This is a genomic window from Streptomyces sp. NBC_01508, assembly GCF_045040315.1.
In the GTDB taxonomy this organism is placed as follows: domain Bacteria; phylum Actinomycetota; class Actinomycetes; order Streptomycetales; family Streptomycetaceae; genus Streptomyces.
In genome coordinates this window covers 3,284,850-3,308,981 of sequence record NZ_CP109419.1, presented here as the reverse complement: position 1 = coordinate 3,308,981, position 24,132 = coordinate 3,284,850, and the positions used below count along the sequence as shown (strand labels likewise).

21 protein-coding genes are annotated in these 24,132 nt (G+C 69.0%); 9 read left to right on the top strand and 12 right to left on the bottom strand.

The features are described from left to right. From OG700_RS15070 to OG700_RS15050, 5 genes are all read right to left on the bottom strand, one after another. A complete protein-coding gene (locus OG700_RS15070; protein WP_405613728.1) occupies positions 1–960 on the bottom strand; it encodes a M48 family metalloprotease in 960 nt (319 codons plus the stop codon). Then, a complete protein-coding gene (locus OG700_RS15065; protein ID WP_405613726.1) occupies positions 957–1,985 on the bottom strand; it encodes a hypothetical protein in 1,029 nt (342 codons plus the stop codon). Before OG700_RS15065 ends, OG700_RS15070 begins: the two co-directional genes overlap by 4 nt. Continuing rightward, complete coding sequence (locus OG700_RS15060; RefSeq protein WP_405613724.1) at positions 1,982–4,150, bottom strand: hypothetical protein; 2,169 nt, start codon at positions 4,148–4,150, stop codon at positions 1,982–1,984. The genes OG700_RS15065 and OG700_RS15060 overlap by 4 nt, the downstream gene beginning before the upstream one ends. Next, positions 4,147–4,929 carry a hypothetical protein gene (locus tag OG700_RS15055; protein ID WP_405613722.1) on the bottom strand — a complete coding sequence of 261 codons (783 nt, stop codon included), beginning with the start codon at positions 4,927–4,929 and terminating at the stop codon, positions 4,147–4,149. The genes OG700_RS15060 and OG700_RS15055 overlap by 4 nt, the downstream gene beginning before the upstream one ends. A 124-nt stretch (positions 4,930–5,053) precedes the next feature. Beyond that, positions 5,054–5,758 carry a Crp/Fnr family transcriptional regulator gene (locus tag OG700_RS15050; RefSeq protein WP_405613720.1) on the bottom strand — a complete coding sequence of 235 codons (705 nt, stop codon included), beginning with the start codon at positions 5,756–5,758 and terminating at the stop codon, positions 5,054–5,056. A gap of 367 nt (positions 5,759–6,125) precedes the next feature. Here OG700_RS15050 and rpsL point away from each other — a divergent pair, with 367 nt between their 5' ends. The 4 genes from rpsL to tuf all read left to right on the top strand — a co-directional run bounded on the left by rpsL (position 6,126) and on the right by tuf (position 10,499). Beyond that, entirely contained in the window at positions 6,126–6,497 is a 372-nt protein-coding gene (gene rpsL / locus OG700_RS15045) for a 30S ribosomal protein S12 (protein ID WP_003948652.1), read from the top strand. A 3-nt stretch (positions 6,498–6,500) separates the two neighbouring features. Next, positions 6,501–6,971, top strand: a complete 471-nt coding sequence (gene rpsG, locus OG700_RS15040) for a 30S ribosomal protein S7 (RefSeq protein WP_023539364.1) — start codon at positions 6,501–6,503, stop codon at positions 6,969–6,971. Positions 6,972–7,009: 38 nt separating this feature from the next. Beyond that, the gene (gene fusA / locus OG700_RS15035; protein WP_405613717.1) at positions 7,010–9,139 is read left to right on the top strand and encodes an elongation factor G; all 2,130 of its coding nucleotides are present in this window, start codon (positions 7,010–7,012) and stop codon (positions 9,137–9,139) included. A gap of 166 nt (positions 9,140–9,305) precedes the next feature. After that, on the top strand, positions 9,306–10,499 hold the full coding sequence (gene tuf / locus OG700_RS15030; RefSeq protein ID WP_023539362.1) for an elongation factor Tu: 1,194 nt from the start codon (positions 9,306–9,308) through the stop codon (positions 10,497–10,499). Between the two features lie 84 nt (positions 10,500–10,583). Here the strand turns inward: tuf and OG700_RS15025 are convergent, their stop codons facing one another. After that, positions 10,584–11,480, bottom strand: coding sequence for an AraC family transcriptional regulator (locus tag OG700_RS15025; RefSeq protein WP_405613715.1), 897 nt, complete (start codon positions 11,478–11,480; stop codon positions 10,584–10,586). 122 nt (positions 11,481–11,602) lie between these two features. Between OG700_RS15025 and merB the strand changes: the two genes are divergently transcribed. The 3 genes from merB to OG700_RS15010 all read left to right on the top strand — a co-directional run bounded on the left by merB (position 11,603) and on the right by OG700_RS15010 (position 17,126). Further along, complete coding sequence (gene merB / locus OG700_RS15020; RefSeq protein ID WP_405613713.1) at positions 11,603–12,307, top strand: organomercurial lyase; 705 nt, start codon at positions 11,603–11,605, stop codon at positions 12,305–12,307. A gap of 110 nt (positions 12,308–12,417) precedes the next feature. Then, entirely contained in the window at positions 12,418–14,193 is a 1,776-nt protein-coding gene (locus OG700_RS15015) for an RNA ligase family protein (RefSeq protein ID WP_405613711.1), read from the top strand. Then, positions 14,193–17,126, top strand: a complete 2,934-nt coding sequence (locus OG700_RS15010) for a poly(A) polymerase (protein WP_405613709.1) — start codon at positions 14,193–14,195, stop codon at positions 17,124–17,126. Before OG700_RS15015 ends, OG700_RS15010 begins: the two co-directional genes overlap by 1 nt. Here the strand turns inward: OG700_RS15010 and OG700_RS15005 are convergent. Together OG700_RS15005 and OG700_RS15000 are read right to left on the bottom strand one after the other, a co-directional pair. Continuing rightward, a complete protein-coding gene (locus OG700_RS15005; protein ID WP_405613707.1) occupies positions 17,120–17,329 on the bottom strand; it encodes a hypothetical protein in 210 nt (69 codons plus the stop codon). The two genes, OG700_RS15010 and OG700_RS15005, sit on opposite strands and share 7 nt — an antisense overlap. A gap of 5 nt (positions 17,330–17,334) precedes the next feature. Beyond that, positions 17,335–17,685: a hypothetical protein gene (locus OG700_RS15000; RefSeq protein WP_405613705.1), complete on the bottom strand. Its 351-nt coding sequence runs from the start codon at positions 17,683–17,685 to the stop codon at positions 17,335–17,337. 535 nt (positions 17,686–18,220) lie between these two features. Here OG700_RS15000 and OG700_RS14995 point away from each other — a divergent pair. Then, a complete protein-coding gene (locus OG700_RS14995) occupies positions 18,221–19,270 on the top strand; it encodes a MarR family winged helix-turn-helix transcriptional regulator (protein ID WP_405613703.1) in 1,050 nt (349 codons plus the stop codon). A gap of 237 nt (positions 19,271–19,507) precedes the next feature. Here OG700_RS14995 and OG700_RS14990 read toward each other — a convergent pair whose 3' ends face one another. The 3 genes from OG700_RS14990 to OG700_RS14980 form a co-directional block, all read right to left on the bottom strand. Further along, positions 19,508–20,098 (bottom strand): dihydrofolate reductase family protein, encoded by a 591-nt coding sequence (locus OG700_RS14990; protein ID WP_405621722.1) that lies wholly within the window; start codon positions 20,096–20,098, stop codon positions 19,508–19,510. A gap of 60 nt (positions 20,099–20,158) precedes the next feature. Then, a complete protein-coding gene (locus OG700_RS14985; RefSeq protein ID WP_405613701.1) occupies positions 20,159–20,548 on the bottom strand; it encodes a hypothetical protein in 390 nt (129 codons plus the stop codon). A gap of 103 nt (positions 20,549–20,651) precedes the next feature. Beyond that, entirely contained in the window at positions 20,652–21,227 is a 576-nt protein-coding gene (locus OG700_RS14980; RefSeq protein ID WP_405613699.1) for a CGNR zinc finger domain-containing protein, read from the bottom strand. A 193-nt stretch (positions 21,228–21,420) separates the two neighbouring features. On the opposite strand from OG700_RS14980, the gene OG700_RS14975 reads away from it, so the two are divergent. Beyond that, positions 21,421–22,599, top strand: a complete 1,179-nt coding sequence (locus OG700_RS14975; RefSeq protein WP_405613697.1) for an epoxide hydrolase — start codon at positions 21,421–21,423, stop codon at positions 22,597–22,599. A gap of 218 nt (positions 22,600–22,817) precedes the next feature. Here OG700_RS14975 and OG700_RS14970 read toward each other — a convergent pair whose 3' ends face one another. Further along, the gene (locus OG700_RS14970) at positions 22,818–24,119 is read right to left on the bottom strand and encodes a HEAT repeat domain-containing protein (RefSeq protein WP_405613695.1); all 1,302 of its coding nucleotides are present in this window, start codon (positions 24,117–24,119) and stop codon (positions 22,818–22,820) included. Positions 24,120–24,132 lie beyond the last annotated feature (13 nt).

Sequence of the window (24,132 nt, the reverse complement as noted above, 5' to 3'; positions counted from 1 at the left end):
TCAGGAATGCCGTTCGCCGTGCCGCCGCAGGGCGTGCAGCCGGGCCCGGCTGTCCGGGTGCGAGGCGAGCAGCCGCGCCAGGAAGGCCGACGGACCGGTGGTCAGGTCGTCCTTTGTTCCTGTTCCTTCCGTGGCGAGCGGGCCACTGAGCAGTGCCGTCAGATGAGGCTTGAGCCCGAGGCCGCTCGCGTACCGGTCGGCCCGCAGCTCCGCGTTGCGGCCGACGGCGCGGATCAGGAACGGGGCGGCGACGAGGAGCAGGATCAGACCCTTGGTGATCACGACGGTGAACACCACACCGGCGACGAGAGTCAGGATGATCACCTCTGCGATGATCCGTGACCGCTCACGCGTTCGCACGACGATCACGTGGAGTAGACGCCAGGCGAGCCGACCGGGCAGTGAGTACCAGTACGCCAGCAGCGCCGACCAGGCGTGACCACCCACATGATGGCCCAGCTCGTGCGCGAGGACGGCCGCGAGCTGACCGTCGGGAAGTCGTTCCACGGCATGGCTCGTGACGCTCACGATATGCCCGCCGGTCGCCGACGCGTTGATGTCGCAACTCTCCTCGACCCAGAGTGTGTACGCCGACGCGTCCACACCGGCGCGTGCGGTCACCTCATGCCACAGCGGTGTCAGCCGTGCGAGTTCCTTCTCGGTGGGGTGGTGCATCCCCATGAACAGACGCGCTATCACGTTCTCGGCCGGGTGCCAGAAGGCGAGAGACCCGCTCACCGACCACAGACCGGCCCCCACCCAGGGTGAGAGAGCGGTGAGCTGCCCCAGGACGAGCGAGACGGCGATCACGATCAGCAGACTGAACAGCGCGTTGGGTATGTGCAGTGCGAGATGTACGGCCGTGGCGGCGTCGATGCCACGGCGCCGGGTGCTGATGTGTACACGGCCCTCGTGCCGTCCGAGGGGAGCGGAGTCGCGATCACCGCCGGGTGCTGTCACGGCTCACTCCTCTCCATGCCTGTGCCCGTGTCGTGGGTGGAGGGAACGGCCTTCGAGTCGTTGGGGGACCGGCCCGGGGAGGGCTGCGTCAGCACCCGGTTGATGGTCTCGGCCACATGCTCCTTGGGCTCCTCCATCTGGTAGCGCTCCAGGCCGTGTTCGCTCAGGATCTGGTCCACCAGATGGAGTTGGTTCGCGACCAGGTCCGTCTGCTCCTTGCGTAGGTTCTCCATGACCAGAGCGGTGTCCTGCGGGTGTTGGACGAGATGCAGGACCAGCATCGCGACCCCACCCTTCGCCAGTTGTTCCTCGTAGAATTTGATCCGCTCGCCGGCCATCCGCCGCTCGTACTCCTGGGCTTCGAGATCCCTGCGCAGTGCCTCCATCCGGATCCGGTGCTCAGGAGGCGTGGCGGACGCCTCGTGGTGGGCGGTGCGCAGCCGTTCGCTCTGGGAGCGTTCTCCTTGATCCGTGTGAAGCCGCACGGTGCAGTGGACGGTCAGTCCCTCCGTCGCGGCGAGTGGTGGCGCGCTGCTGAAGGACTGCTGGACCGCTGTCTCGGCCGCGCGGACCGAGTGGATCTGATGCAGACGGCTGGCCTGTCGCAGGATGTGTCCCAGGCGTGGTCCCAGCAGTGCGGGCACGTCACGTACACCGCAGTCGATGACTGCGGCCGGTTCTGTCACCTGCCAGGTGAGATCGGCGACCGCCTCGAACTGGAAGGCGTCGATCGCGCTGGGAAGGGAGAGTTCGACGCGTACAGGGTGAAGTCCCATGTCCACCTCGTAGAGAGCGATGTAGTGCTTGGTGGTGGCATCGCTACGCCGGGGGCGGTGAGGCGGCAGGAAGGTGTCGTACGTGCCCTGGGCGGTGACGAGCACCAGTGCGTGGTCGACGCGGGTGCGCGGGCGCCGCCTGGCGTACTCGAAGCGCGAGAGTTGCCGGACGGTGCGTACGGGATCCTTGAGGCCATGGCTCGGCACCGGTGCCGCAGGCCACTCGGACGGCGGTGGGATGTGCGTCATCGGGGTGCTCCTTGAGGGAGGGACGCACCTGGGACAGCGACCAGGAGTCGTTCGGCGACGGGTCCGCCGTCCGCCCTCGACACGGTGCGCAGCAGGTGTCCCAGACGGGCGCACTCCGCCGGATCCTGGGCGAGGTCCGACAGGAGGACGGACAGTGCTCCCTCCACGTCAGGCGATCGTTCGGCGAATCTGATCCACTCACCCATGGTCTTCAGCGCCTGATCCGTGTGCTGACGGTCGTTGAGCGCGGTGCGCCACAGCCCTGTCAACTCATGCGCCTCGGTGGGGTTTTCGTCCAGCGCGTCGCGGTACCACTCCAGGATGAGTGGCCGGGCCCGCGCGTCGTCGCCGACTTGTGCGCAGGCGAGCAGGAAGGCGCCGAGCAGCGGACCGCGGACCGCGTGATCGCTGCCGACCAGTTCCGACAATTCGGTGAGGACGGGACCTCGGGCGGCGAGCAGCAGGAGTTGGACGGCCTCGACCAGTTCGAGCAGTTCTTCGTTCTCCTCTCCTTCCTCCCGGTCCACCCGGTCCTTCTGACGGCCCTCGTTGCGGCTGTACTCGCGAGTGGCGGTGATCAGTGCCTTCATGGCCTTCTCGCGCAGTACCGGCCCAAGAAGCCCGTAGGCGCGGATGGCTGTCCACCGGCGGTTCTCGTCCTCCCCGACACACCAGTCGTGCAGGATCTCCGGAATGGCCGGCGTCTCCAACAGATGAGCGAGCGTGAGCGTGTTCGCGGCGGCCAGTCGCGAGCCGTACTTCTTCCCACCGGCCCAGGGTTCGACGAGATGGGCCAGACCGGACGAAAGGTCGGACTTGGTGAGCACGGCCGCCGCGGCAGAGGCTCTTGTACGGACCAGGGGCCGGCCGTCTGCGGCCAGGTCGCGGAGCCAGGAGACGAGTGCGGGTCGGGCCGACGGGTAGAGCAGCCACGCCGTGTCCAGCAGTCGGGCCGGTATCTTCCGGTCCTTGAACGCGGCCATGTACTGGTCGACGGAGCCCCAGGCGGTGGTCTCGGTCGACTGGTAGCCGCGCGCTCTGGCCAGGTTCAGACGGGTCTGCCGTGAGCTTCCGAAGACGGGGACGCCTTCCGGGCTCCCCGGATTCTCGGTCCTGTTGAGGAGCGTGAAGAGTCTGTCGCCCAACTCCGCGGCCAGCGCGTACGGCGCCTGATCGAAGACGCTCAGCGAGATGAGAAAAGCCTTGTCCCGCAGATGAGTGGTGTCCCCGGTGAGCCACGACTCGATCTGGGCCTGTGTGGTCTCCTCACTGAGGGACGTCAGTTGTTCCTCGGGTGTCGTTCCTTGGGCGACCGCGACGAGATGCCGGGCGAAGTCGGTCGCCTCGACCGGCGTATGGTCCCGGCTGAGAAAGGTACGCACCGGTGCCAGGTCTCTCACGCGCTCCCAGCCGGCCACGCCCGCGTGTGAGAGGACATGCGCTTCGAGCACCTCCCGCGCGCACGGTGGTTCCCAGGCCACATGGTCCACGTCTCGGGGTGCGGACGATTCGGCCACGGTGATCACCAGATGGCTGTGGCTGGAGACCAACTGTTCGCGGATGGCAAGCAGATGGGTCTCTTGGAGAGGCCGGGTCCTGCTGACCATGATGTCTGCCAGCAGATAGCCGGCGGACGTTTCAAGGTGATCGCGCACCGAGGCCGGTGAGGTCTCGGGAGCCAGCGACCGGATGTGGCCGAGCCCCAGACGGTGGAGCAGCATCAGCGCCGCCGCGCGACGACCGGTGGCAATGCCTCCCGAAAGGATCACGAAGTGGTCGTCGCGCAGTCGCGACAGCGCGTCCGCGAAGCGGGGACCCTCGGCGAAGACGAGGGAGAGCTGAGCCAGCGTGTTCGCGGGGATCTCACCGGACAGGGGCTGTGGCTCGGCGTAAGCACCATAGGTGCCGACCTGGATATTGACGTTCCCGTGGACCTCGCCGCCCGTCAGGCCGTATTGGCTGCCGTGGATGAGTTCGCCGCCCCGGCTGCCGTGGACGAGCCCGCCGGCCAGGTCGCGCGGGCTGTGCTCGATGAGATCCCGCCTGGCGGCCCAGGCCGGTGGGCGCTGGTCCGTATCGGCGTCGGTCTTCTCCTGCTTCTCCTCCTCACCGCCTCCGGCGGGCTTCTCGTCGTCGGTGGTCTTCTGGGGATCGGTCTGACTCACCGCTGATCCTTCCGGGGCCGGCGGTCGAGGGAGATGTTGAGGTCCCCGTGGTTGGTGCCACCGGCGATGCCGTACTGGTCGCCCATGATCTGCGTGGAGGCGGGAGTACGGGGTGATGTCGGGGCGGCATTCGCGGGGGCGGCATCGCTGCCCGGGGCGGCGGTCGACTCCGGCGTATCGCCGCCGCCTTCCTGCTCCGGGCCGGCCGAGGGGACCGGTCCGTACAGCCAGGCGGAGAGGAGCCCGTTCTTGCTCTGCGGTGTGATGTGGCTGAAGTCCTCGGGCCGGATGCCGGGATGGCCGTGTCGCACGATCCCCTGATGCACCGAGTCGGACACACAGAGCGCGAAGTCGTCGGGGCGTTCACGCAGTGCGTTCCGCAGCAGTGTCGCGTCGAGCAGTCGGCAGGCGTGGTTGAGGTCTGTGCCGACCCATCCCTCGTGGGCGTCGATGGCGACGTATCCGGTCGCCAGGACGGCACGCAATCGGATCTGGGCACTGCGGGAGGCCTTGCGATTGGTGTCGCGGAGTTGGACCGGTACTTCGGTGAGCAGTGTCCGCAGCAGAACGCTCACCGGTGCGTTGGCGTCGATCAGTTCCATCACGGAGTCGCCGCGGTCGGCGCGCTGGCGCAGGCCGGAGCCGATGCCGGCGGCGTCCAGGGTCTGATCGGCGATGTTGTAGAGCATCCGGCGCAGGTATGCCTGCTCGACATCGTCCCGGTCGCTGTAGCGCTCGATGTCCAGGAGCAGGATGGTCCGGTTCACGGGGTTGTTCATGGTCACCTCTCGGTCGGTTTGCCGAACAACGGCAGACTGGCCGGAGCGGGAGATGAACGGTGAGGGCGTATGACGCTGACGAAGTGTGACCGTGTGCACAGACGGCGCCGGGGTCCCTGTTGGGTCAGCCGCTTCCGCCCACCCGGCGCAGGACGTCCGGGCGCAGGATGGTCAGTGTGCGTCGGCCCGTCACGATGACCTCGCGCTCACGTAACTCTTTGAGGAGGCGCTGCACCATCTCCCGAGAAGCACCCACGGAACCCGCGAGTTCCATCTTGCTCAGCGGTACGGCCAGTTCGATGCCTGCCGGAACGGGGCGGCCGTGTGTCCTGGCCAGCTCCAGCAGCAGCGCGGCAAGACGCTCGCGTACGGTCAGTGAGGCGAACTCCAGTCGTCTTCGGTCGCCGGCCCGACTGCGGTCGCTGGTGAGTCCCAGGAGTTTCAGCATGGCCTCGGGCCAGTCCGCCAGGTACTTCTGGAACCCGTCGTGGTCGATCACGGCCGCCCGTACCGGTTCGAGGGCGGTGACGGTGGCCGAGCGTGGTCTTCCCGTGAGGGCCGCCGACTCTCCGATGATGTCCCCGGGGCCGCGCAGGGCCAGGAGCATCACATAGCCGTTGGGAGCGGTAGCGGTGACCTTGGTCCAGCCGTTCAGGACCAACAGGATGTGGCTGGACGGCTCGTACTCGCGCAGCAGCTCCGCGCGTGGGGCGAAACGCATTTCGCGCCCCAGAGTGAGCAGGGCGTCGCGCTCCGTCTCTTCGAGCCTCGCCAGAAACGGGACCCTGTCGTCGAGGCCGTCGTCGCCGGGAGTCGGCACACGTACCATGGCCGCCTCCCGTCCCTCGTCTGGGCCGCAGGAATCAACGTACTGAAGACATCGTCCGCCAGGGCGGGAACGGCCAACAGAGCCCTGGTGGCAAGGATCCCAGGCGCAGGAATCCGGTGCCGATCCAGCCCGCCGGCATTTGTTTTGACCGGAGTCGATGAGGTAGGTACGCTCAAGCCTTGTGCCTGGGGTGTGCCTGGGCTCCTGTGCGTGTCCTCAACCGCATGGCGAGTCCGTACAGAGGCCACCGCAATCTGCGCTTTCTCCGCCTCCAGCGGGATCTCGCAGTGTTCGACACACCCGACCGCGTGGGTCGGTGAGTGTTCCAGGTTAGTTTTACTAACGGCACACAGAAACCGGAGAAGTAGTGCCTACGATCCAGCAGCTGGTCCGGAAGGGCCGGCAGGACAAGGTCGAGAAGAACAAGACGCCTGCCCTTGAGGGCTCCCCTCAGCGCCGCGGCGTCTGCACGCGTGTGTTCACGACCACCCCGAAGAAGCCCAACTCGGCCCTGCGGAAGGTCGCGCGTGTGCGACTGACCTCCGGCATCGAGGTCACGGCTTACATTCCGGGTGAGGGACACAACCTGCAGGAGCACTCCATCGTGCTCGTGCGTGGTGGCCGTGTGAAGGACCTGCCGGGTGTTCGTTACAAGATCATCCGCGGTTCCCTGGACACCCAGGGTGTCAAGAACCGCAAGCAGGCCCGCAGCCGCTACGGCGCCAAGAAGGAGAAGTAAACAATGCCTCGTAAGGGCCCTGCCCCGAAGCGCCCGGTCATCATCGACCCGGTCTACGGTTCTCCTCTTGTCACGTCGCTGATCAACAAGCTTCTGCTCAACGGCAAGCGTTCCACCGCCGAGCGGATCGTGTACGGCGCCATGGAAGGCCTCCGCGAGAAGACCGGCAACGACCCGGTCATCACGCTGAAGCGCGCGCTTGAGAACGTCAAGCCGTCTCTTGAGGTCAAGTCCCGCCGCGTCGGCGGCGCCACCTACCAGGTGCCGATCGAGGTCAAGCCCGGTCGCGCCTCCACCCTCGCGCTGCGCTGGCTCGTCGGTTACTCCCGCGCCCGTCGCGAGAAGACCATGACCGAGCGCCTCATGAACGAACTGCTCGACGCCTCGAACGGCCTCGGCGCTTCGGTCAAGAAGCGTGAGGACACGCACAAGATGGCCGAGTCCAACAAGGCCTTCGCGCACTACCGCTGGTAGTCAGCGCCCACATCGAGACCGAGAGAAGATTGAGCCTTATGGCCACCACTTCGCTTGACCTGGCCAAGGTCCGCAACATTGGGATCATGGCCCACATCGACGCGGGCAAGACGACCACCACAGAGCGGATCCTGTTCTACACCGGTGTGAGCTACAAGATCGGTGAGGTCCACGACGGCGCTGCCACGATGGACTGGATGGAGCAGGAGCAGGAGCGCGGCATCACGATCACGTCTGCCGCGACGACCTGCCACTGGCCGCTCGACGATGTCGATCACACGATCAACATCATCGACACCCCGGGTCACGTCGACTTCACCGTCGAGGTGGAGCGTTCGCTCCGCGTCCTCGACGGCGCTGTCACCGTGTTCGACGGCGTGGCGGGCGTTGAGCCGCAGTCCGAGACCGTATGGCGTCAGGCGGACCGCTACGGCGTGCCGCGTATCTGCTTCGTCAACAAGCTCGACCGGACCGGCGCGGAGTTCCACCGCTGCGTCGACATGATCTCGGACCGCCTCGGCGCGGTTCCGATCGTCATGCAGCTTCCGATCGGTGCCGAGATGGACTTCAAGGGCGTCGTCGACCTCGTGTCGATGAAGGCCTTCGTCTGGTCCGCCGAGGCGACCAAGGGCGAGATGTACGACGTCGTCGACATCCCGGACACGCACACCGAGGCGGCCGAGGAATGGCGCGGCAAGCTCCTTGAGGTCGTGTCCGAGAACGACGACGAGATGATGGAGCTGTACCTGGAGGGCCAGGAGCCCACCGAGGAGCAGCTGCACGCGGCGATCCGCCGTATCACGCTCGCCTCCAAGGGCGCGGCCGACTCCGTCACCGTCACGCCTGTCTTCTGTGGTACCGCGTTCAAGAACAAGGGCGTTCAGCCCCTGCTCGACGCGGTCGTGCGCTACCTGCCTTCCCCCCTCGACGTCGACGCCATCGAAGGCCACGACGTCAAGGACCCGGAGAAGGTCATCTCGCGCCGCCCGTCCGACGACGAGCCGTTCTCCGGCCTCGCCTTCAAGATCGCGAGCGACCCGCACCTGGGCAAGCTCACCTTCGTCCGGATCTACTCCGGGCGCCTGACGGCCGGCACAGCGGTGCTGAACTCCGTGAAGGGCAAGAAGGAGCGCATCGGCAAGATCTACCGTATGCACGCGAACAAGCGTGAGGAGATCGAGTCGGTGGGCGCCGGCGACATCGTCGCCGTCATGGGCCTGAAGCAGACCACCACCGGTGAGACGCTGAGCGACGACAAGAACCCGGTGATCCTGGAGTCCATGGACTTCCCGGCGCCGGTCATCGAGGTCGCGATCGAGCCCAAGTCCAAGGGTGACCAGGAGAAGCTGGGTGTCGCCATCCAGCGGCTCTCGGAGGAGGACCCCTCCTTCCAGGTTCACTCGGACGAGGAGACCGGCCAGACCATCATCGGTGGTATGGGCGAGCTTCACCTCGAAGTGCTTGTCGACCGCATGCGCCGCGAGTTCCGCGTGGAGGCGAATGTCGGTAAGCCGCAGGTCGCGTACCGTGAGACGATCCGCAAGACCGTCGAGCGTATCGATTACACGCACAAGAAGCAGACCGGTGGCACCGGTCAGTTCGCGAAGGTGCAGATCGCGATGGAGCCCATCGAGGGCGGCGACGCGACCTACGAGTTCGTGAACAAGGTGACCGGTGGCCGTATCCCCCGTGAGTACATCCCCTCGGTGGACGCGGGTGCCCAGGAGGCCATGCAGTTCGGCATCCTGGCCGGCTACGAGATGGTGGGCGTCCGCGTCACCCTTCTCGACGGTGGCTACCACGAGGTCGACTCCTCCGAGCTCGCCTTCAAGATCGCCGGTTCGCAGGCGTTCAAGGAGGGTGCCCGCAGGGCGTCGCCCGTACTGCTCGAACCGATGATGTCCGTCGAGGTCACCACGCCCGAGGACTACATGGGCGATGTCATCGGCGACCTCAACTCCCGCCGTGGCCAGATCCAGGCCATGGAGGAGCGCAGCGGCGCTCGCGTCGTGAAGGGCCTCGTGCCCCTCTCGGAGATGTTCGGCTACGTCGGAGACCTCCGCAGCAAGACTTCGGGTCGCGCAAGCTACTCGATGCAGTTCGACTCCTACGCCGAGGTTCCCCGGAACGTCGCCGAGGAGATCATCGCGAAGGCCAAGGGCGAGTAGCTCGTCCCGAGCACGCTTTAGGCTTGTCACCGGCAAGCCCTGGGGCCACCGGACACCGCGTACGGGAAACCGCGCGAGGTGCCCGGTGCCCCGGGCCCCGGCATCCCAGCAAAGATCACCTGGCGCCGATGAGTAAGGCGTACAGAACCACTCCAGGAGGACCCCAGTGGCGAAGGCGAAGTTCGAGCGGACTAAGCCGCACGTCAACATCGGCACCATCGGTCACATCGACCACGGTAAGACGACCCTCACGGCCGCCATTACCAAGGTGCTGCATGACGCGTACCCGGACCTGAACGAGGCCTCGGCCTTCGACCAGATCGACAAGGCTCCCGAGGAGCGCCAGCGCGGTATCACCATCTCCATCGCGCACGTCGAGTACCAGACGGAGTCGCGTCACTACGCGCACGTCGACTGCCCCGGTCACGCGGACTACATCAAGAACATGATCACGGGTGCGGCGCAGATGGACGGCGCCATCCTCGTGGTCGCCGCGACCGACGGCCCGATGCCGCAGACCAAGGAGCACGTGCTCCTGGCCCGCCAGGTAGGCGTGCCGTACATCGTCGTCGCGCTGAACAAGGCCGACATGGTGGACGACGAGGAGATCCTTGAGCTCGTCGAGCTCGAGGTCCGTGAGCTCCTCTCCGAGTACGAGTTCCCGGGCGACGACCTGCCGGTCGTCAAGGTCTCGGCGCTCAAGGCGCTCGAAGGCGACAAGGAGTGGGGCCAGACCGTCCTCGACCTGATGAAGGCCGTCGACGAGTCGATCCCGCAGCCCGAGCGTGACGTCGAGAAGCCGTTCCTCATGCCCATCGAGGACGTCTTCACGATCACCGGCCGTGGCACGGTCGTCACCGGCCGTATCGAGCGTGGTGTGCTCAAGGTCAACGAGACCGTCGACATCGTCGGTATCAAGACCGAGAAGACCACCACCACGGTCACCGGCATCGAGATGTTCCGCAAGCTGCTCGACGAGGGCCAGGCCGGTGAGAACGTCGGTCTGCTCCTGCGTGGCATCAAGCGCGAGGACGTCGAGCGCGGCCAGGTCATCATCAAGCCCGGTTCGGTCACGCCGCACACCGAGTTCGAGGCCCAGGCCTACATCCTGTCGAAGGACGAGGGTGGTCGTCACACCCCCTTCTTCAACAACTACCGCCCGCAGTTCTACTTCCGTACGACTGACGTGACCGGCGTCGTGACCCTCCCCGAGGGCACCGAGATGGTCATGCCGGGCGACAACACCCTCATGACGGTCTCGCTGATTCAGCCGGTCGCCATGGAGGAGGGCCTGAAGTTCGCCATCCGCGAGGGTGGCCGGACCGTGGGCGCCGGCCAGGTCACCAAGATCAGCAAGTAGTCGCTGGTCGGACCTGGTAGCTCCCACACGAGCAACCAAGAAGTGGGCCCCGCACCGAAGTTGGTGCGGGGCCCACTTCTTTTTTCAGAGCCGCCGTGGACGCGCGGTCAGCGACTCTCGCCGTGCGGCGCCGTGCGCCGTGCGGTAGGCGGCCGGGGTGACGCCGTACGTACGGGTGAACCATCGGGTGAGATGGGCCTGGTCCGCGAATCCGGCCTCGACGGCGGCCGTCGACGGTGTGACGCCCTCGGCCAGCAGCGCACGGGCACGGCGCAACCGCAGATCGCGTTGATAGTCGCTGGGCGCGAAGCCGTACGCCGCGCGGAAGCCCCTGTACAGCGTGAAGCGGCTGCACCCGGCCACCCGCGCCAGCTCGTCGGCACTGATGTTCTCGGCGAATCGCCGCCGCAACAGGCATCGGGCCCGCCCCATGGAGGCCAGGTCCACCCGGCCCGGTCGGCCCGCCCGGCCCGTCGGGAGAGGTGCCGGCTTCGTCGCGGCCTCGCGGGTCAGGGACAGTACGGCGGCGGTGAGGCGTTCCTCGACGACCAGCCGGGAGGCGTCCTTGACGACCGCGCTGTGGAGCCGGGCCACGGCTCGGGTCAGGGCCGGGTCGTCCACCACGGGGGCGTCGAACAGCGGCAGTTCGGCGTGGCCGGGGCCGGGGCCGGGGGTCGCGTCGGCGAGCACGTCCCGGACAAGATCCTCGCCGATGTGGAGCATCCGGTAGCGGTAGCCGTGGTGGACGGCGGACTGTCCGTCGTGCGGGTCGTCCGGATTGAACGCCATGACGAGTCCGGCCGCGCTGACGTGCCGTTCCCCCCTGCACGTGAATGACTGCGCTCCGTCGTCGGTGACTCCGAAGGAGTACGTGTCGTGGGCATGCACCGGATAGGCGTAGTGCTCGAAGCGGGCGCCCATGGCCTCCAGCGCAAGCCCGGGAACCCGCCAGTAGGCGGCGCGTTCTCCGGAAGACGTCATGTCCCCATGGTGCATGTCCCCATGGTGCCGCACGAACGTTCAAGCCCCGGGCCTGACCGAGGCGCACCCTGGAAACCGCCCCCGCCACCACTGCCGCCGCCACCACCGAAGGAACGACAAGAATGACCGGGAACGCCTCAGCAGCACCGACGAGCCACGGGACGGAGCGGGTCCGCCTGGCCGTCTACACCGGATTCGCGCTCACCGGACAGGCCCCGAGCGTGCCGGAACTCGCCGAATCCACCGGACTCGGCCCCGACCAGGTGCGTCAGGAACTGCGCACCCTTCACGTACGTCATGATCTGGTCCTGAACCCGCAGGACAACGACAACGTCGTGATGGCCCACCCCTTCGCGTCCCTGCCGCTCGGCTTCTCCGTCATGGGGGCGCACACCCTGTGGTGGGGTGGCTGCGCCTGGGACTCGTTCGCCCTGCCCCATCTGCTCCTGGAGGAGCCCGACGTCCTGGTCGCCACCCGCTGCCCGGCCTGCGACGCCCCGCACGCCTGGGTGGTCGGCCGGGAGGCACCTCCGAAGGGCGACCAGGTGGCCCACTTCCTCACCCCCATGCGCCGGGCCTGGGACGACATCGTGCACACCTGCGCCAACCAGCGACTGTTCTGCTCCACCGACTGTGTCGACACCTGGCTGGGGAGGACGGACCAGGAGCGTGGCCACGTCATGGATCTGGGCACCCTGTGGCACTTCGCCAGTGACTGGTACACCGGACGCATGGACCCGGGCTACACGCGCCGCGACCCCGCCGCCGCCGGCGCCTACTTCGCCGGGGTCGGGCTGCACGGCTCGTTCTGGGGGCTGCCTGACTGAGCCGGCCCCGCGCACCCGGGCCATATTCGTTGGAGTGTGTTCCGCCGTGCTTCTAGGGTTGCCGGGAGAGAGGTCACGGGGCGGCGGGGGAGTGCGGGAGAGTGGTGGGCATGCGGACGGCGTATCCGAGGACGCCGCATGTGGCGTGGTCGCCCGGCGTGGGCTCCGATGATGTGCGGGTCGGGGATCTGGGTGGGTTGCGGGGGCGGGAGGTTGTCGTCACCGAGAAGCTGGATGGGGAGAACACCACCCTGTACGGCGACGGGGTGCACGCCCGGTCGTTGGACTCCGGGCATCATCCGTCGCGGGCTTGGGTCAAGGCGTTGCAGGGGCGGATCGGGGGATTGATCCCGGCCGGGGTGCGGGTGTGCGGGGAGAACATGTACGCGCGGCATTCGATCGCGTACGAGGATCTGGAGAGCTGGTTCTACGGTTTCTCCGTGTGGGACGGCGAGTGGTGTCTCGGCTGGGACGAGACCGTGCGGTTTCTGCGGCGGCTGGGGATCCCCGCGCCGCCCGTGTTGTGGCGGGGTGTCTTCGACGAACGGGTGCTGCGGAAGCTGAAGTTGGACCCCGCGCGGCAGGAGGGGTTTGTCGTACGGAGCGTGGAGGGCTTCGTACGTGAGGAGTTCGGGAAGCGGCTGGCCAAGTGGGTTCGGCCGCACCACGTACAGACCGGTACGCACTGGATGTACGCCGCCGTCGTGGAGAACGGGCTCGGGGCGCGTGCCGCGTTGTGGGACGTGCGGTCGGGTGGGGCTGTGGACGCCGGGGCGGTGGCGCGGGCCGTGGGGATGGCGGGGGACGAGGACGCCGCCCAGGAGGTTGTGGGGGAGGTGGTCGGGAAGGTCGTGGCGGAGGTCGTCGGGCGGCTCGACGGCGCGGGGCGCTTCGGGGACGACCGGCTCAGTGGTGTGCTCGCGGCGCTCTGTCACGACGTGCCGCGCGGGCGGCTAGCGGGCGCGCTCGTCGCGCCGCTCGGGATGGCGCAGGCCCGGCGGGTCGCCGATCTGGTGGGCCTGTATCCGGCGCTCCACCGGCCGTTCCCCGACGACGAGCGGCGCGGCGGGCTCGCGCGGCTGGCCGTCGCCGCCGACCTGGGGGTGCTGCACGCCGTCGCGGGTGCGCTGGCGGAAGGGCCGTCGCGGGAGCAGGTCGAGTGGTCCGCGCTGATCGCCGAGGAGGCGGGGCTGCTGGACGGCGGGGAGGCGTTGGCGGCGCTGGCGGCGTTGCGTACGGGGGTCCGTGGCGCGCTCGAAGGGCTTGGGGCGGATGTCGCCGAACGGTGTTGGGCGCACGCGCGGGACCTGTGGGTCGAGGGGCGTATCGGTTCGGTGGAGGAGGCGGTGGCCGCGACCTGGCGGTGGCGGTCCGGGGACTTTCCGCGGCTGATCCACCTGGTGGGGCCGTCGGGGAGCGGGAAGAGCACCTTCGTAGGGGTAATGGCCGGGGTCGGGGCTGGGAACGGGGTCGGGGCGCGGATCTCGCTCGACGAGCTGCGGGAGTCGCGTGGCTCGCGTGCCGATCAGCGGGGCAACGGGGACGTGCTGCGGGACGGTCTCGACCGGCTCGACCGGGCGCTGGCCCAAGGAGGCACGGTCGTGTGGGACGCCACCTCGCTCAACCGGCAACAGCGTTCCCTGGTCGGCGCGTTGGCGCTGCGGCGCGACGCGTTCGTCACGCACGCCGTGCTGCTCGTCGACGAGGCGGAGCTGGTCAGGCGCAACGCCGTACGCCCGCACCCGGTGCTGCCCGACGTACTGACGGGACAGCTGCACCGCTTCGTACCGCCGTATCCGGGGGACGCGCACCGGACGTGGTACGTGGGGGCGGGCGGCGACATAGAAGACGTGGACAGCGTGGACAGCGTTGAAGGCGGCGTGTGATGCGGACCAGTGATCAGCTGTACAACCAGGTGCGTTGGGACCCGCGCTTCGACCCGGCGCGCTTCGTCTTCGGCGTCCACCGGCGCGGGATGAGCCCCGGACGGATCCCGCTGCCCGCGTTCGTGCCCGGCGGTGACATCCCGTGGCACCGCGTGCTGTTCGTGGAGGCGGACGGCGAGGTGATCTGGGACCGGGCGACCGGCGTCGACCGTATCGACACGACGGACGCGGGGCGGGTGCGGCACACGCGGCTGCTGCGGGCGCCGTTCTTCACGGCCTGCACGCCGTACGCGTACGGCCCCGAAGGCTGGCGGCCCGTCCAGGCCCACCGGTCCGTCCGGTCCGCCCAGTCCGTGTCGTCGGCCGCGACCGCCTCGCCGCGCGTGTTGACCTGGAACACCCTCTGGGACCGCTACGACAGCGACCGCGTCCACACCGCCGCGCGGCGCCCCCTGCTGCTCGCCGCCCTGGAGGAGTCGGACGCCGATGTCGTCGCGCTCCAGGAGGTCGAGCGCGAACTGCTCGTGATGCTGCTGAACGCGCCCTGGGTGCGGGCGAGTTACACCATCGGCACCGACCCGGACGGGCGTGATGTGGAAGACGCCGGGCTGTTGCTGCTCAGCCGGCTGCCCGTACGCGAGGCGGGGCGCCATGTCCTTGGCCGGCACAAGGCGCTCGCCGCGCTCACGGTGGAGACCGCCGCAGGCCCGCTCGTCGTGGCCGCCACCCATCTGAGCAGCGACCACTCCAAGGACGGCTCGGCCCGGCGCCGTACCGAACTGGCCGGCATCGCGGAAGGGTTGGGCGGTATCGACGCCGACCTGATCCTGCTGGGGGACTTCAACGACGGCTCCGGTGGGGACGGCGGACCGGCCGCCGCGCTCGGGCTGCGTGATGCCTGGAGTGAGGTGTACGGCTCCGAGGACAGCACGCCCACGTTCGATCCGGTCGCCAATCCGCTGGCCGCGGTGGCCTCGCTGTCGGGGCGCGCCGCGCGGCTCGACCGGGTGCTGCTGCGGGGGAGCGCGGTGGTGGCCGGGGCCGCGCTGCGCGGTGATACGCCGGACGCGAGCGGGCTGTTCATCTCGGATCACTACGGGGTGGAGGCCAATGTCGTGGTGGGGGAGGGCAGTTCGGGCGTGGACGCACATGACGAACATGACATGCGCGACATGCGCGACATGCGCGACGCGCTCGACGTGGCCGGCACCGCTCGTACCGCTGTCGCCTGGATACCGCCCCGCGAACTGTGGGCTCCCCTCCAGGCCGTACGGCAGGAGCACGATCCGCAGGTCGACCGCTGGCCGCCGCATGTGAACCTGCTCTTCGGCTTCGTCCCGGAGTCCGACTTCGAGCGCGCGGCCCCGCTGGTCGCCGCTGCCGCCGCCGAGACCGTGCCCTTCGCGGCGCGGCTGGCCGGCGTACACACCTTCGGGCACCGCGAGGACGCCACGCTCTGGCTCGACCCGGCGGCGGACGGTGAGGGTCCCTGGGCGGAGCTTCGGGAGGCCCTGGAACGGCGGTTCCCGCGCTGCGGCGGGCGGCGGGCGGAAGGCTTCACACCGCATCTGACCCTCGGGCGGAGCCGCGACCCGCAGCGAGTCGCGGCGGGCATCGAGGCCGGGCTCGGTGAAGTGACCTGCGGTGTGGGCGAGTTGGTGTTGCTGTCGCGCAGGGGCGACGAGCCGATGCGGGTACGGGCGACGGTCGCGCTCGGTACGGGCGAGATCAGCTGGGCATCGGAGGACGCGCCGCCCGCCGAAGCCGCCAGGGGCGCCTTGGACGCCCACGCCGACGACACCGCGCGGCTGCTCGCGCGGACGCTGGCCGAGGGCGTCGTACACGTCACCGGCTCCCGCCGGATGGGCTGCGCGTCCGCCGGGGCGGATCTGGATCTGGTGGCGGCGCTGCCCGGCGCGGCACCGGACATGGAGGAGATACGGCGGCGGGTGACGGCCGCCCTCCCGGCCGGCGCGTCTGCCGTACGTGAGGTGGTCGGCGCACGCGTACCCGGACTCCGGTTCACGGTAGGCGAGTTGGGGGTCGATCTGGCGGTGGTCGCGACCGGGGAGATGGAACCGGCCGAGGCGGTGGATCGCCGTGCCGAACTGGGCGAGGCGGCGGCCGTCGCGCTGAGCGCGGTGAGCGACGCGGCGGCCGTACGGGACGCGGTCGGCGACCGCCACGACGCCTTCGCCGGGCTGGCGGGGGAGGTGAAGTCGTGGGCCGGGGCGCGCGGGTTGGACTCGGCGCCGTTCGGCGGGCTGCCCGGTCTGGCGTGGGCGGTGCTGGCGGCGCGCACGACGCGCGAAGCCGGGAGCCTGGCGGGGGACGACCTGCTCAGGCACTTCTTCGGGACCTGGGCCGCCTGGGACTGGGGCGTACCCGTCGGCCTCACAACAACCCTCCCCGGTAACGGAGTTACTGCCCCGGTCACCATCCTGACCCCCACCGGGCCAATTCGGAGCTGCACCGAACAGGTCGGCCCCGGCCACCGCGACCTGCTGGTCCAGGAGCTGTACCGGGCCTGGGAAATCCTGGAGGCCGACGGCTCCCCGCGCGCCGCGCCGGCGGCGCCCCCGCCACTGCACCGCAGGCACGCCGCCTGGGCGGTGGTGACCGTAAGCGCCGGTGCCCGCCCGCACACCCTGGGCCGGTTCCGGGGCCGCGTACGGGCGTTGCTCACCGCGCTCGAAGCGGCCGGGGTGCGGGACGCGCACGCCTGGCCGCGGCCGTTCGTGGCGGACGGCGGGGCGGATGCCGCGTACCGGGAGGCCCGGGAGGCGCGCGAATCCGTCACGTACGCGATCGGCCTGGGCGCCGACCCGCCGGACGCCGCCGCGCTCGCGGCGATCGTGGAACCGTGGGGCCGTGGTCTGCGGGACGTGGATGTCGCGTGGGCGCGGGGCGGCGACGTACCGACACTTCACTGAGCGGCGGCGGCGACGACGGCGGCGGCGGCGTCGTTGGCAGCGGCGGCGACCGGGCAGCCACCCCGGGAATCGGACAGCCCCAAGGCGTTGCCCCGACCGTCACGGCGTAGATACACCGAGACCTGGCGACCGCGTTCACTGACGACCACGATCCGGCGTACGCCCAGCATGGCGTCTCCTATCTCCCGCGGACTGCCCTCCATTCCTTTCAAGGTGCCGGACTCCAGTGGGCCGGCCCCGGGCCTCCCGGGACGCGGGCCGCGCGGTCGGCCCCCGGCTGGTTGTACGACACGGTGTGCGTGACGATCCGCCCGCTCGGCAGCCGCTCGCGCGTCCGCTCCAGATAGCCCGCCGCCTCCAACTCCCGCAGCGCGGAGGCGACACGCGCCTCGCTCTCCGGGAAGCGGGCCGTCAGGCACTTGATGCCGATCTGGGCCCCGGCGGGCAGCGACTGGATGTGAACGGCGAGCCCGATCGCGACGAGGGTCGGCTCGCGGTGCTGCGCGAGGTGGTTGCCGACGATCGTGTACCGCTTCGTGAGCCGGGTGTTGGCGTGCACGACACCGGATCGGGCGACGGGCCGGGGAACTGAGGACGAGGCGCGCGAGGGCGCGCTAAGGTGCTGAACATCCATCGGGAAGGTACTGCTTCCTGGGTGGTGAGGCCCTCGCTCGGGATGCCAGTCCCGGCCGGGGGCCGCTGTATGTGGTTGAGCTTGCGCCGCGAGCATATGCCCGCCAACCGGTACGAAATCCAGCCCAGTTGAACGAGTTCACCCGTGTGGGTGACGGGAGGCTGGTGGGGTCGGGAAGGGTTCTTTCTCTCCAGGTCATTGAGAGTTCTTTACGTCGTACGCCACCGCGTCGCGGCCCACCGGGTCGTGGACCTCCAAGTCGCGGTCCTCCACGACCCGGTGGGGATCGAAGGCCTCAATCGCCCGGACGAGCCCATCGGCAAGGCCCTGACGCAGTTGGGTGCGAGACAGACTGGGCTGGACGTGGCCGGGTGCGGGCGCGGCGGCGCAGGGGAGAACCCGACAGGATCGAGGCTCAGTACCAGGACACCGCCGCCGTCGATGGCCAGAAGACGGAGAAGTGATCCGGGGCATGGGCCTTGCGACATTGAAGGCGTTCAAGCCGGCCGATTTCGAGGACGCCGCAGGCGGGTACCGGGCGACAGGCGCAATGGCCACCGCGGCCAAGGACACGGTTGACAACCAAATCCGCGCGAGGATCCGTGACCAGCTCAAGGGCGAAGCGGCGGACGCCGCTCTGCGCGCGCTCCGTGAGCTGTCGAAGAACTTCCACTACACGCGGAGCGAATGCGGGCTCGCGAGTACCGCGTTGAACGGCTTCGCGTTCGAAATGGCGGCGGCCAGAAGGAAGTTACGGGCGGCCCTTGAAGATGCGCACGCCGGCAAGTGCGCGGTGGACGCGAGTGGTGCGGTCACCTATCCGCCCGGCGACAAGGAGCAGGACGGCAAGGTCCCGGCCGGCGGCACGGTGACGAGCGGGGCAGGCGGCCCGACAAACCCCATGGCGTCGGCGCTGGACCGCCAGGCGGCGGCCATCCACCCGAACCCGAATTTTCGGCAAGGCGTCCCCGTACGCGGACCGCATCGCGGACGCCCTGGGGGAAGCCACGGAGGCGGACGCGTATCTCGACACCATCGCGCCGCCGCGTCGATGAAGGTGGCCCCCGGCTTCGCCCACCGGTTGGCGTCCGACGGCTTCAGTGAGGTGGGTGCGCGCGGGTACCACTACCGGATCCTGGCCGCGCTGGACGAGTTCGGGGTGGCCAGCCAGGCCGAACTCGGTCGCCGGTGCAACATGGACCGCAGTGGCGTCGTGGCGGCGATCAACGAACTGGCCGAGCAGGGCTGCGTCGAGCGGACACCGGACCCGGACGACCGAAGGCGCAACAGGGTCACCCTCGCCACGGCCGGCCCTCGGCAACTGCGACGCCTGGACGAAGCGCTCGACCGGGTGCAGCAGGACGACCTGTTGGAACCGCTTTCGGCCGACGACAGGCAGGCCCTGACCCGCCTGCTGACCCGGCTCCTCACGCATCACCAACGGGCCTGGGGTCTGTCGTTTGGATCTTGCTGGGCTCGCGGTCCCTGGCACGCACGCTGTCCGCGTTGACGACGGAGGAGGGAGGCACGGCTCCCGCCCTGCCTCCCTCCTCCGCCTTGAGATCGCACGCACCAACGTGACATCGGCCGCTACCGCGGCGGGCGCTCCCTGAGCCGGCCTGATCCAGTACGCCTGGGGTCTGTTGACGCGGTTCGACTCGCCCGTCGCGCGTGCGCACCAGCACACCGCCGGCCTTCGACCACACCGCACACCTTCAGTCAGTGCGGCACGGCCGAAGGAGCGCCCTCAGCCTTCGGCGCGGCGGCGGTAGGTGTTGATCAGGACGCCGGACGGCGTCTGCTGCGAGGCGGTGAGCGTCAGGCTGCGCGGGCCCTCGCCATCGGCGAAGAGCCGCTTCCCGCCTCCCAGGATGAGAGGAAAGACCAGCAGCCGGTACTCGTCGACGAGGTCGTGCTCGATCAGCGTGCCGAGCAGTTCTCCGCTGCCCAGCACCACCGTCTCGGTCTCGGACGCGGCCTTGATACGGCTGACCTCCTGCGCCAGACCGGCGCCCAGGACGGTGGTGTTGGCCCACCCCGGGTCCTTGAGCGTGCGGGAAGCCACGTACTTGGGCATCGCGGTCATCGCCGCCACCGCGGGGTCGTTCATGTCGGCATACGGCCACGTGGCGGCGAAGATCTCGTACGTCCTGCGGCCCAGGAGCATGCCTCCCGCGCCGGCCGTGGCCTCGCTCATGAACCGCTCCACCACCTCGTCGACATAAGGCAGCACCCAGCCGCCCTGATCGAACCCACCGTCGCGGTCCTCGTCCGCCGAGAGGACCGACTGTATGACGCCGTCCAGCGATACGAAGTTGACCACGGCCAGCTGTCCCATGTTCTGCTCCCATTCCATGTACTTGCTTTCACCGATGTTGACCGTACCCAGGGGCGGAACTCATCGGTCCCGGTGAGACCGTGCCCGTCCCCCTGTCCGGTGCCGTTCCGCATACGACCAGGTCACCGCGGTCATCAGGGCAGGGATGGCGAACAGCGGGGCGAAGGCGAGCCACCGGACGGTCAGAGCCGTATCGCTCGACAGGTACGTCTGGCTCTCGACGGTGAAGGCGACCACGAGTTGCCACAGCGCCACCAGGACCAGGACACCCGAAGCGGTCCATGCCAGTGGGGCGAGGGTCCGGGGGCGCGGCGGCTGCCACCGGTCGCTGACGAGCGGCAGCGGAAACGGAGCGGCTGCCTCGGCGAGTACGGAGAGGCCGACGACGTACGCGATGCCCCATCCCGCGATGTCGAAGATGTCCCGCGGCACCTGATCGCTGTAGCCCACAGGAACACCGCAGGCCATGGCGGACTGCCTCCCCTATGGGGGGGCGACCGCAGGGGGAGGACCCGAGGAGATGGGGCCCACCGGGATGCGCCGAGAGCAACGACTACTTTGCCGATCCGGGGTTTTCGCGCTTGTGGGCGTTGAAGCGCGCCTTCTTCTGGCGATTCCCGCACGTATTCATCTCGCACCATCTGCGGGTGCGACTTCGGCTGGTGTCGAAGAAGGCCGCTTGGCAGGTTGGCGATGAGCACAAGGCCAATCTTCCGTCTCGTTCGCCTGTGATGATGCTGATCGCGTCGGCGGCGATGACGCCCAGGGCGTCCTCCACGGACGAAGTCGGGCCGAGTCGCCACTGCCGATTGCCCTCGGGCGTCAGGACAGCCGAGGCCCGACCCTCAGTGCTGCGGTCATTGATGACCTGGACGGCAGAGACGGGGAGGGGGGCCAGGCGCGCGGCCGCTGTCGCGGCGGCGTGAATTGATTCCCTCAGTTCCCGAGCGTGTGCGAGCTGGGCGGTGGTGCAGGACTCCACGGCGAGGCCACTCACCGCCAGCCAGTCGACGAGTCGGTTCGGCGTGGGAATGCGTTCCACAGCGGCCCCACAACGCTCGGTCAGGGTCGCCGTGAAGCTGGTCGCCAGCACCTTACCGAGACGGAAATCAGGGAACTGAGCAGGCATGGAACCACCATAGCTGGTTGCGCGCCCACATCGGGGTCTGTTAGAACCGTCATAGCCGGTTCCGACCTGTCGCAAGCAGGTTCGCCCGATGACCAGGAGGTCTCATGTCCACACACTGGTGCGCCACCGACGCCGCAGCCGCCATTGATCGCGGCGTTGTCACCACGTCCGCCCACCCCGGCGGGGGCATCTCATGAACCGTCCGGCCGGCGACGTGCAAGCGTTTGAAGCCCACGCGACTGACGCCGACCTCGACGATCTACGGGCGCGGCTGGCCGCGGCGCGGCTGCCGGAAGCCGAGACGGTCCACCGCGCCGCGCCCGGCCCGCGCCGATGGGAACAGGGTGTTCCTCTTGCCGACCTCGCGGACGTCGTGCACTACTGGCGCACCGGGTACAACTGGCGGTCGTTCGAAGCGCGCCTCAACCGGATCGGCCAGTTCCGTACGACCATCGATGGTCTGGGGATCCACTTCCTGCACCGCCAATCCACCCGCGCGGACGCCACCCCGCTGATCTTGACGCACGGCTGGCCGGGCAGCGTCGCCGAGTTCACCCATGTAGTGGACGAACTGGCAGACCCGAAAAGCGCGGACGCGCCGGCGTTCCACGTCGTGGTCCCGTCGCTGCCCGGTTTTGGCTACAGCGACAAGCCGGCCACCACCGGGTGGGGAACCGAGAAGATCGCGGCCGCCTGGGTGGAGCTGATGGGGAGGCTCGGTTACGGCAAGTTCGCAGCCCATGGCGGCGACTGGGGAGGTGTGATCACCACGATCCTCGGCGGCAGGTTCCCGCAGCACGTTCTCGGCATCCACACAACGCTCGCGCAGGCACCGCCCGGGTTGACAACGGACCGGCTGACGGCGGCCGAGCGCGAATGGACCGAGGAAACCCGCGATTTCTGGCTCCACCGCGCGGCGTACGCGAAACAGCAGGCGACCCGACCGCAGACCATCGGGTACTCGCTCGTCGACTCACCGGTCGGGCTTCTCGCCTGGATCCTTGACAAGTTCGCCGAGTGGACAGATACCGAGGACAGCCCGTTCGAGACGATTTCCAGAGACAGCATTCTTGACGACGTCACCCTGTACTGGCTGACACGGACCGGCGCGTCGGCAGCCCGCATCTACTACGAAAGTCACAACTCGCTCGACCCGGAACTCCGGGTCGACGTCCCGTCGGCAATCAGCATGTATCCCCGCGACATCGAGAAGTGCCCGCGCGCCTGGGCGCAGGAGCGGTACCGACAGATCGTCCGATGGAGGTCGCCCGAAACCGGCGGACACTTCCCGTCGCTGGAGGTGCCCGAGTATTTCGTCAAGGATCTGCGAGAAGGGCTCACGGCGGTGCTGGCCGCCAGGGGCAGTTGGTGATGACGTGGTCGACCCGGAGGGGCCGCCACGGGAGCCACGCCTTAGGGCGTGTTGCGAAAGTAGCGCCGTCCGCCCGAAGGGCGGGGCCGACGGCGTCTGGTGCGTGCGATCGCAAGGCGGAGGATCGTTCTCGTACTGGGCGTACTTGGATGAGTCCGACAACGCGGCGAGTGCGCGTGCCAGGCGTCGTCGGCCAGGCGGGACTTTCGCAACACGCCCTAGATGGCGTACGCGCCCGTGCCCGGCCTTCCGTGTTCGCGTGCGTACGGCGTGAAAGCCACCGCACCGACCCCGCGCACCGTGGTGTGCGGGCCCAAGGCCATGGGACTCAGGCCCAGTTGCTCCGCGAGCTGCGGTGCGAGGTACGCGGCGAGGTCCGTCCACTCCTCGTCGTCGGCCCCAACGTCCCCCACCGGGGTGATGCCCTCCTCCACGCAGGCGGCGCGCTCCTCGGGCAGGGGCTCGCCCAGGGTGAACCCCGCGCCGTCGTCCTCCCAGCAAGAGCCGAAGCGGCGTACGGCGTTCCCGTCCTCGGCGACGAGCCAGCCCGAACCGCCGCCCTGCTCACCGAAGTAGTACGCCTGGGCCCGGCCGTATCGGCGGCTCAACTCGGTGACGGCATGCAGCACGTCCTCCGCCCGTTGCGGATCGACGGGGTTGCACCAGGGGCCGAGCACCAGGGTCCATCCGTCCACCTCCGGGGTGACGTAGACCCTGCCGTGTTCGGCGTAGTCGTGGCTGTCGTGCGCTCCGACGCTCAGTCCCAGCTCGAACGTCGCGGGCCTCGCCTCGAAGAGGCCGAGCAGCTCCACGATGCCTTGCTGGTCGCCGGTGGGGACGGCTATCCAGGACGTGAAGCAGGTGTCCAGGGGCCGGGCCCGCTCGTCACGCACCTTGATCCGGATCAGCCGTTCCACGGCGGCGCGGTCCGCCGGCGACAGCGCCTCCTCGCCGCCGGTCGCGGCGAGGGCGGTCAGGGCGCGCGCCCGAAGCCGGCCCGGCCCATGATCACGCACCCGGCGCAGGGGCTCCTCGACGCCCGGCCCCAGCATGGTCAGCACCCACTCGGCCCGCTGAGCCACCTCCGGGTCGGGGTCCGCGAGCAACGGGATCAACGCGTCGATCACGAGGCCGTAGTCCACGCCGGGATTCGGCTCCCGGCCGAAGGCCACCGAGCACGCGGACTGGATTCCGAAAGCGGCGGAGCCGCGTACCCTCGCGGACGGATGGGACAGCGCCCCTATATACCGGTCGACCGCGCCGAACCGGGTGAACACCCGGCTGACGCGACCGCGCGACTCGTCATCCGTCGCGGCGGCCAGCGCCGCCAGCACCTCGTCGAAGGCGACCGACCCGATCCGCTCGGTCAGCACGAACTCGATGTCCCAATGCCGGACGGGTGACGTCTCGTCCAACAACTCATCGAGCAGGGGCCGCACGGCCGCGAGGCCCCTCGCGGCCAGACTCTCCCGCGCCGCCTCCCGTCGGTCGGGGTCGGCAAGGGCCTTGATCGCATCCACCGCGGTCTCCTCC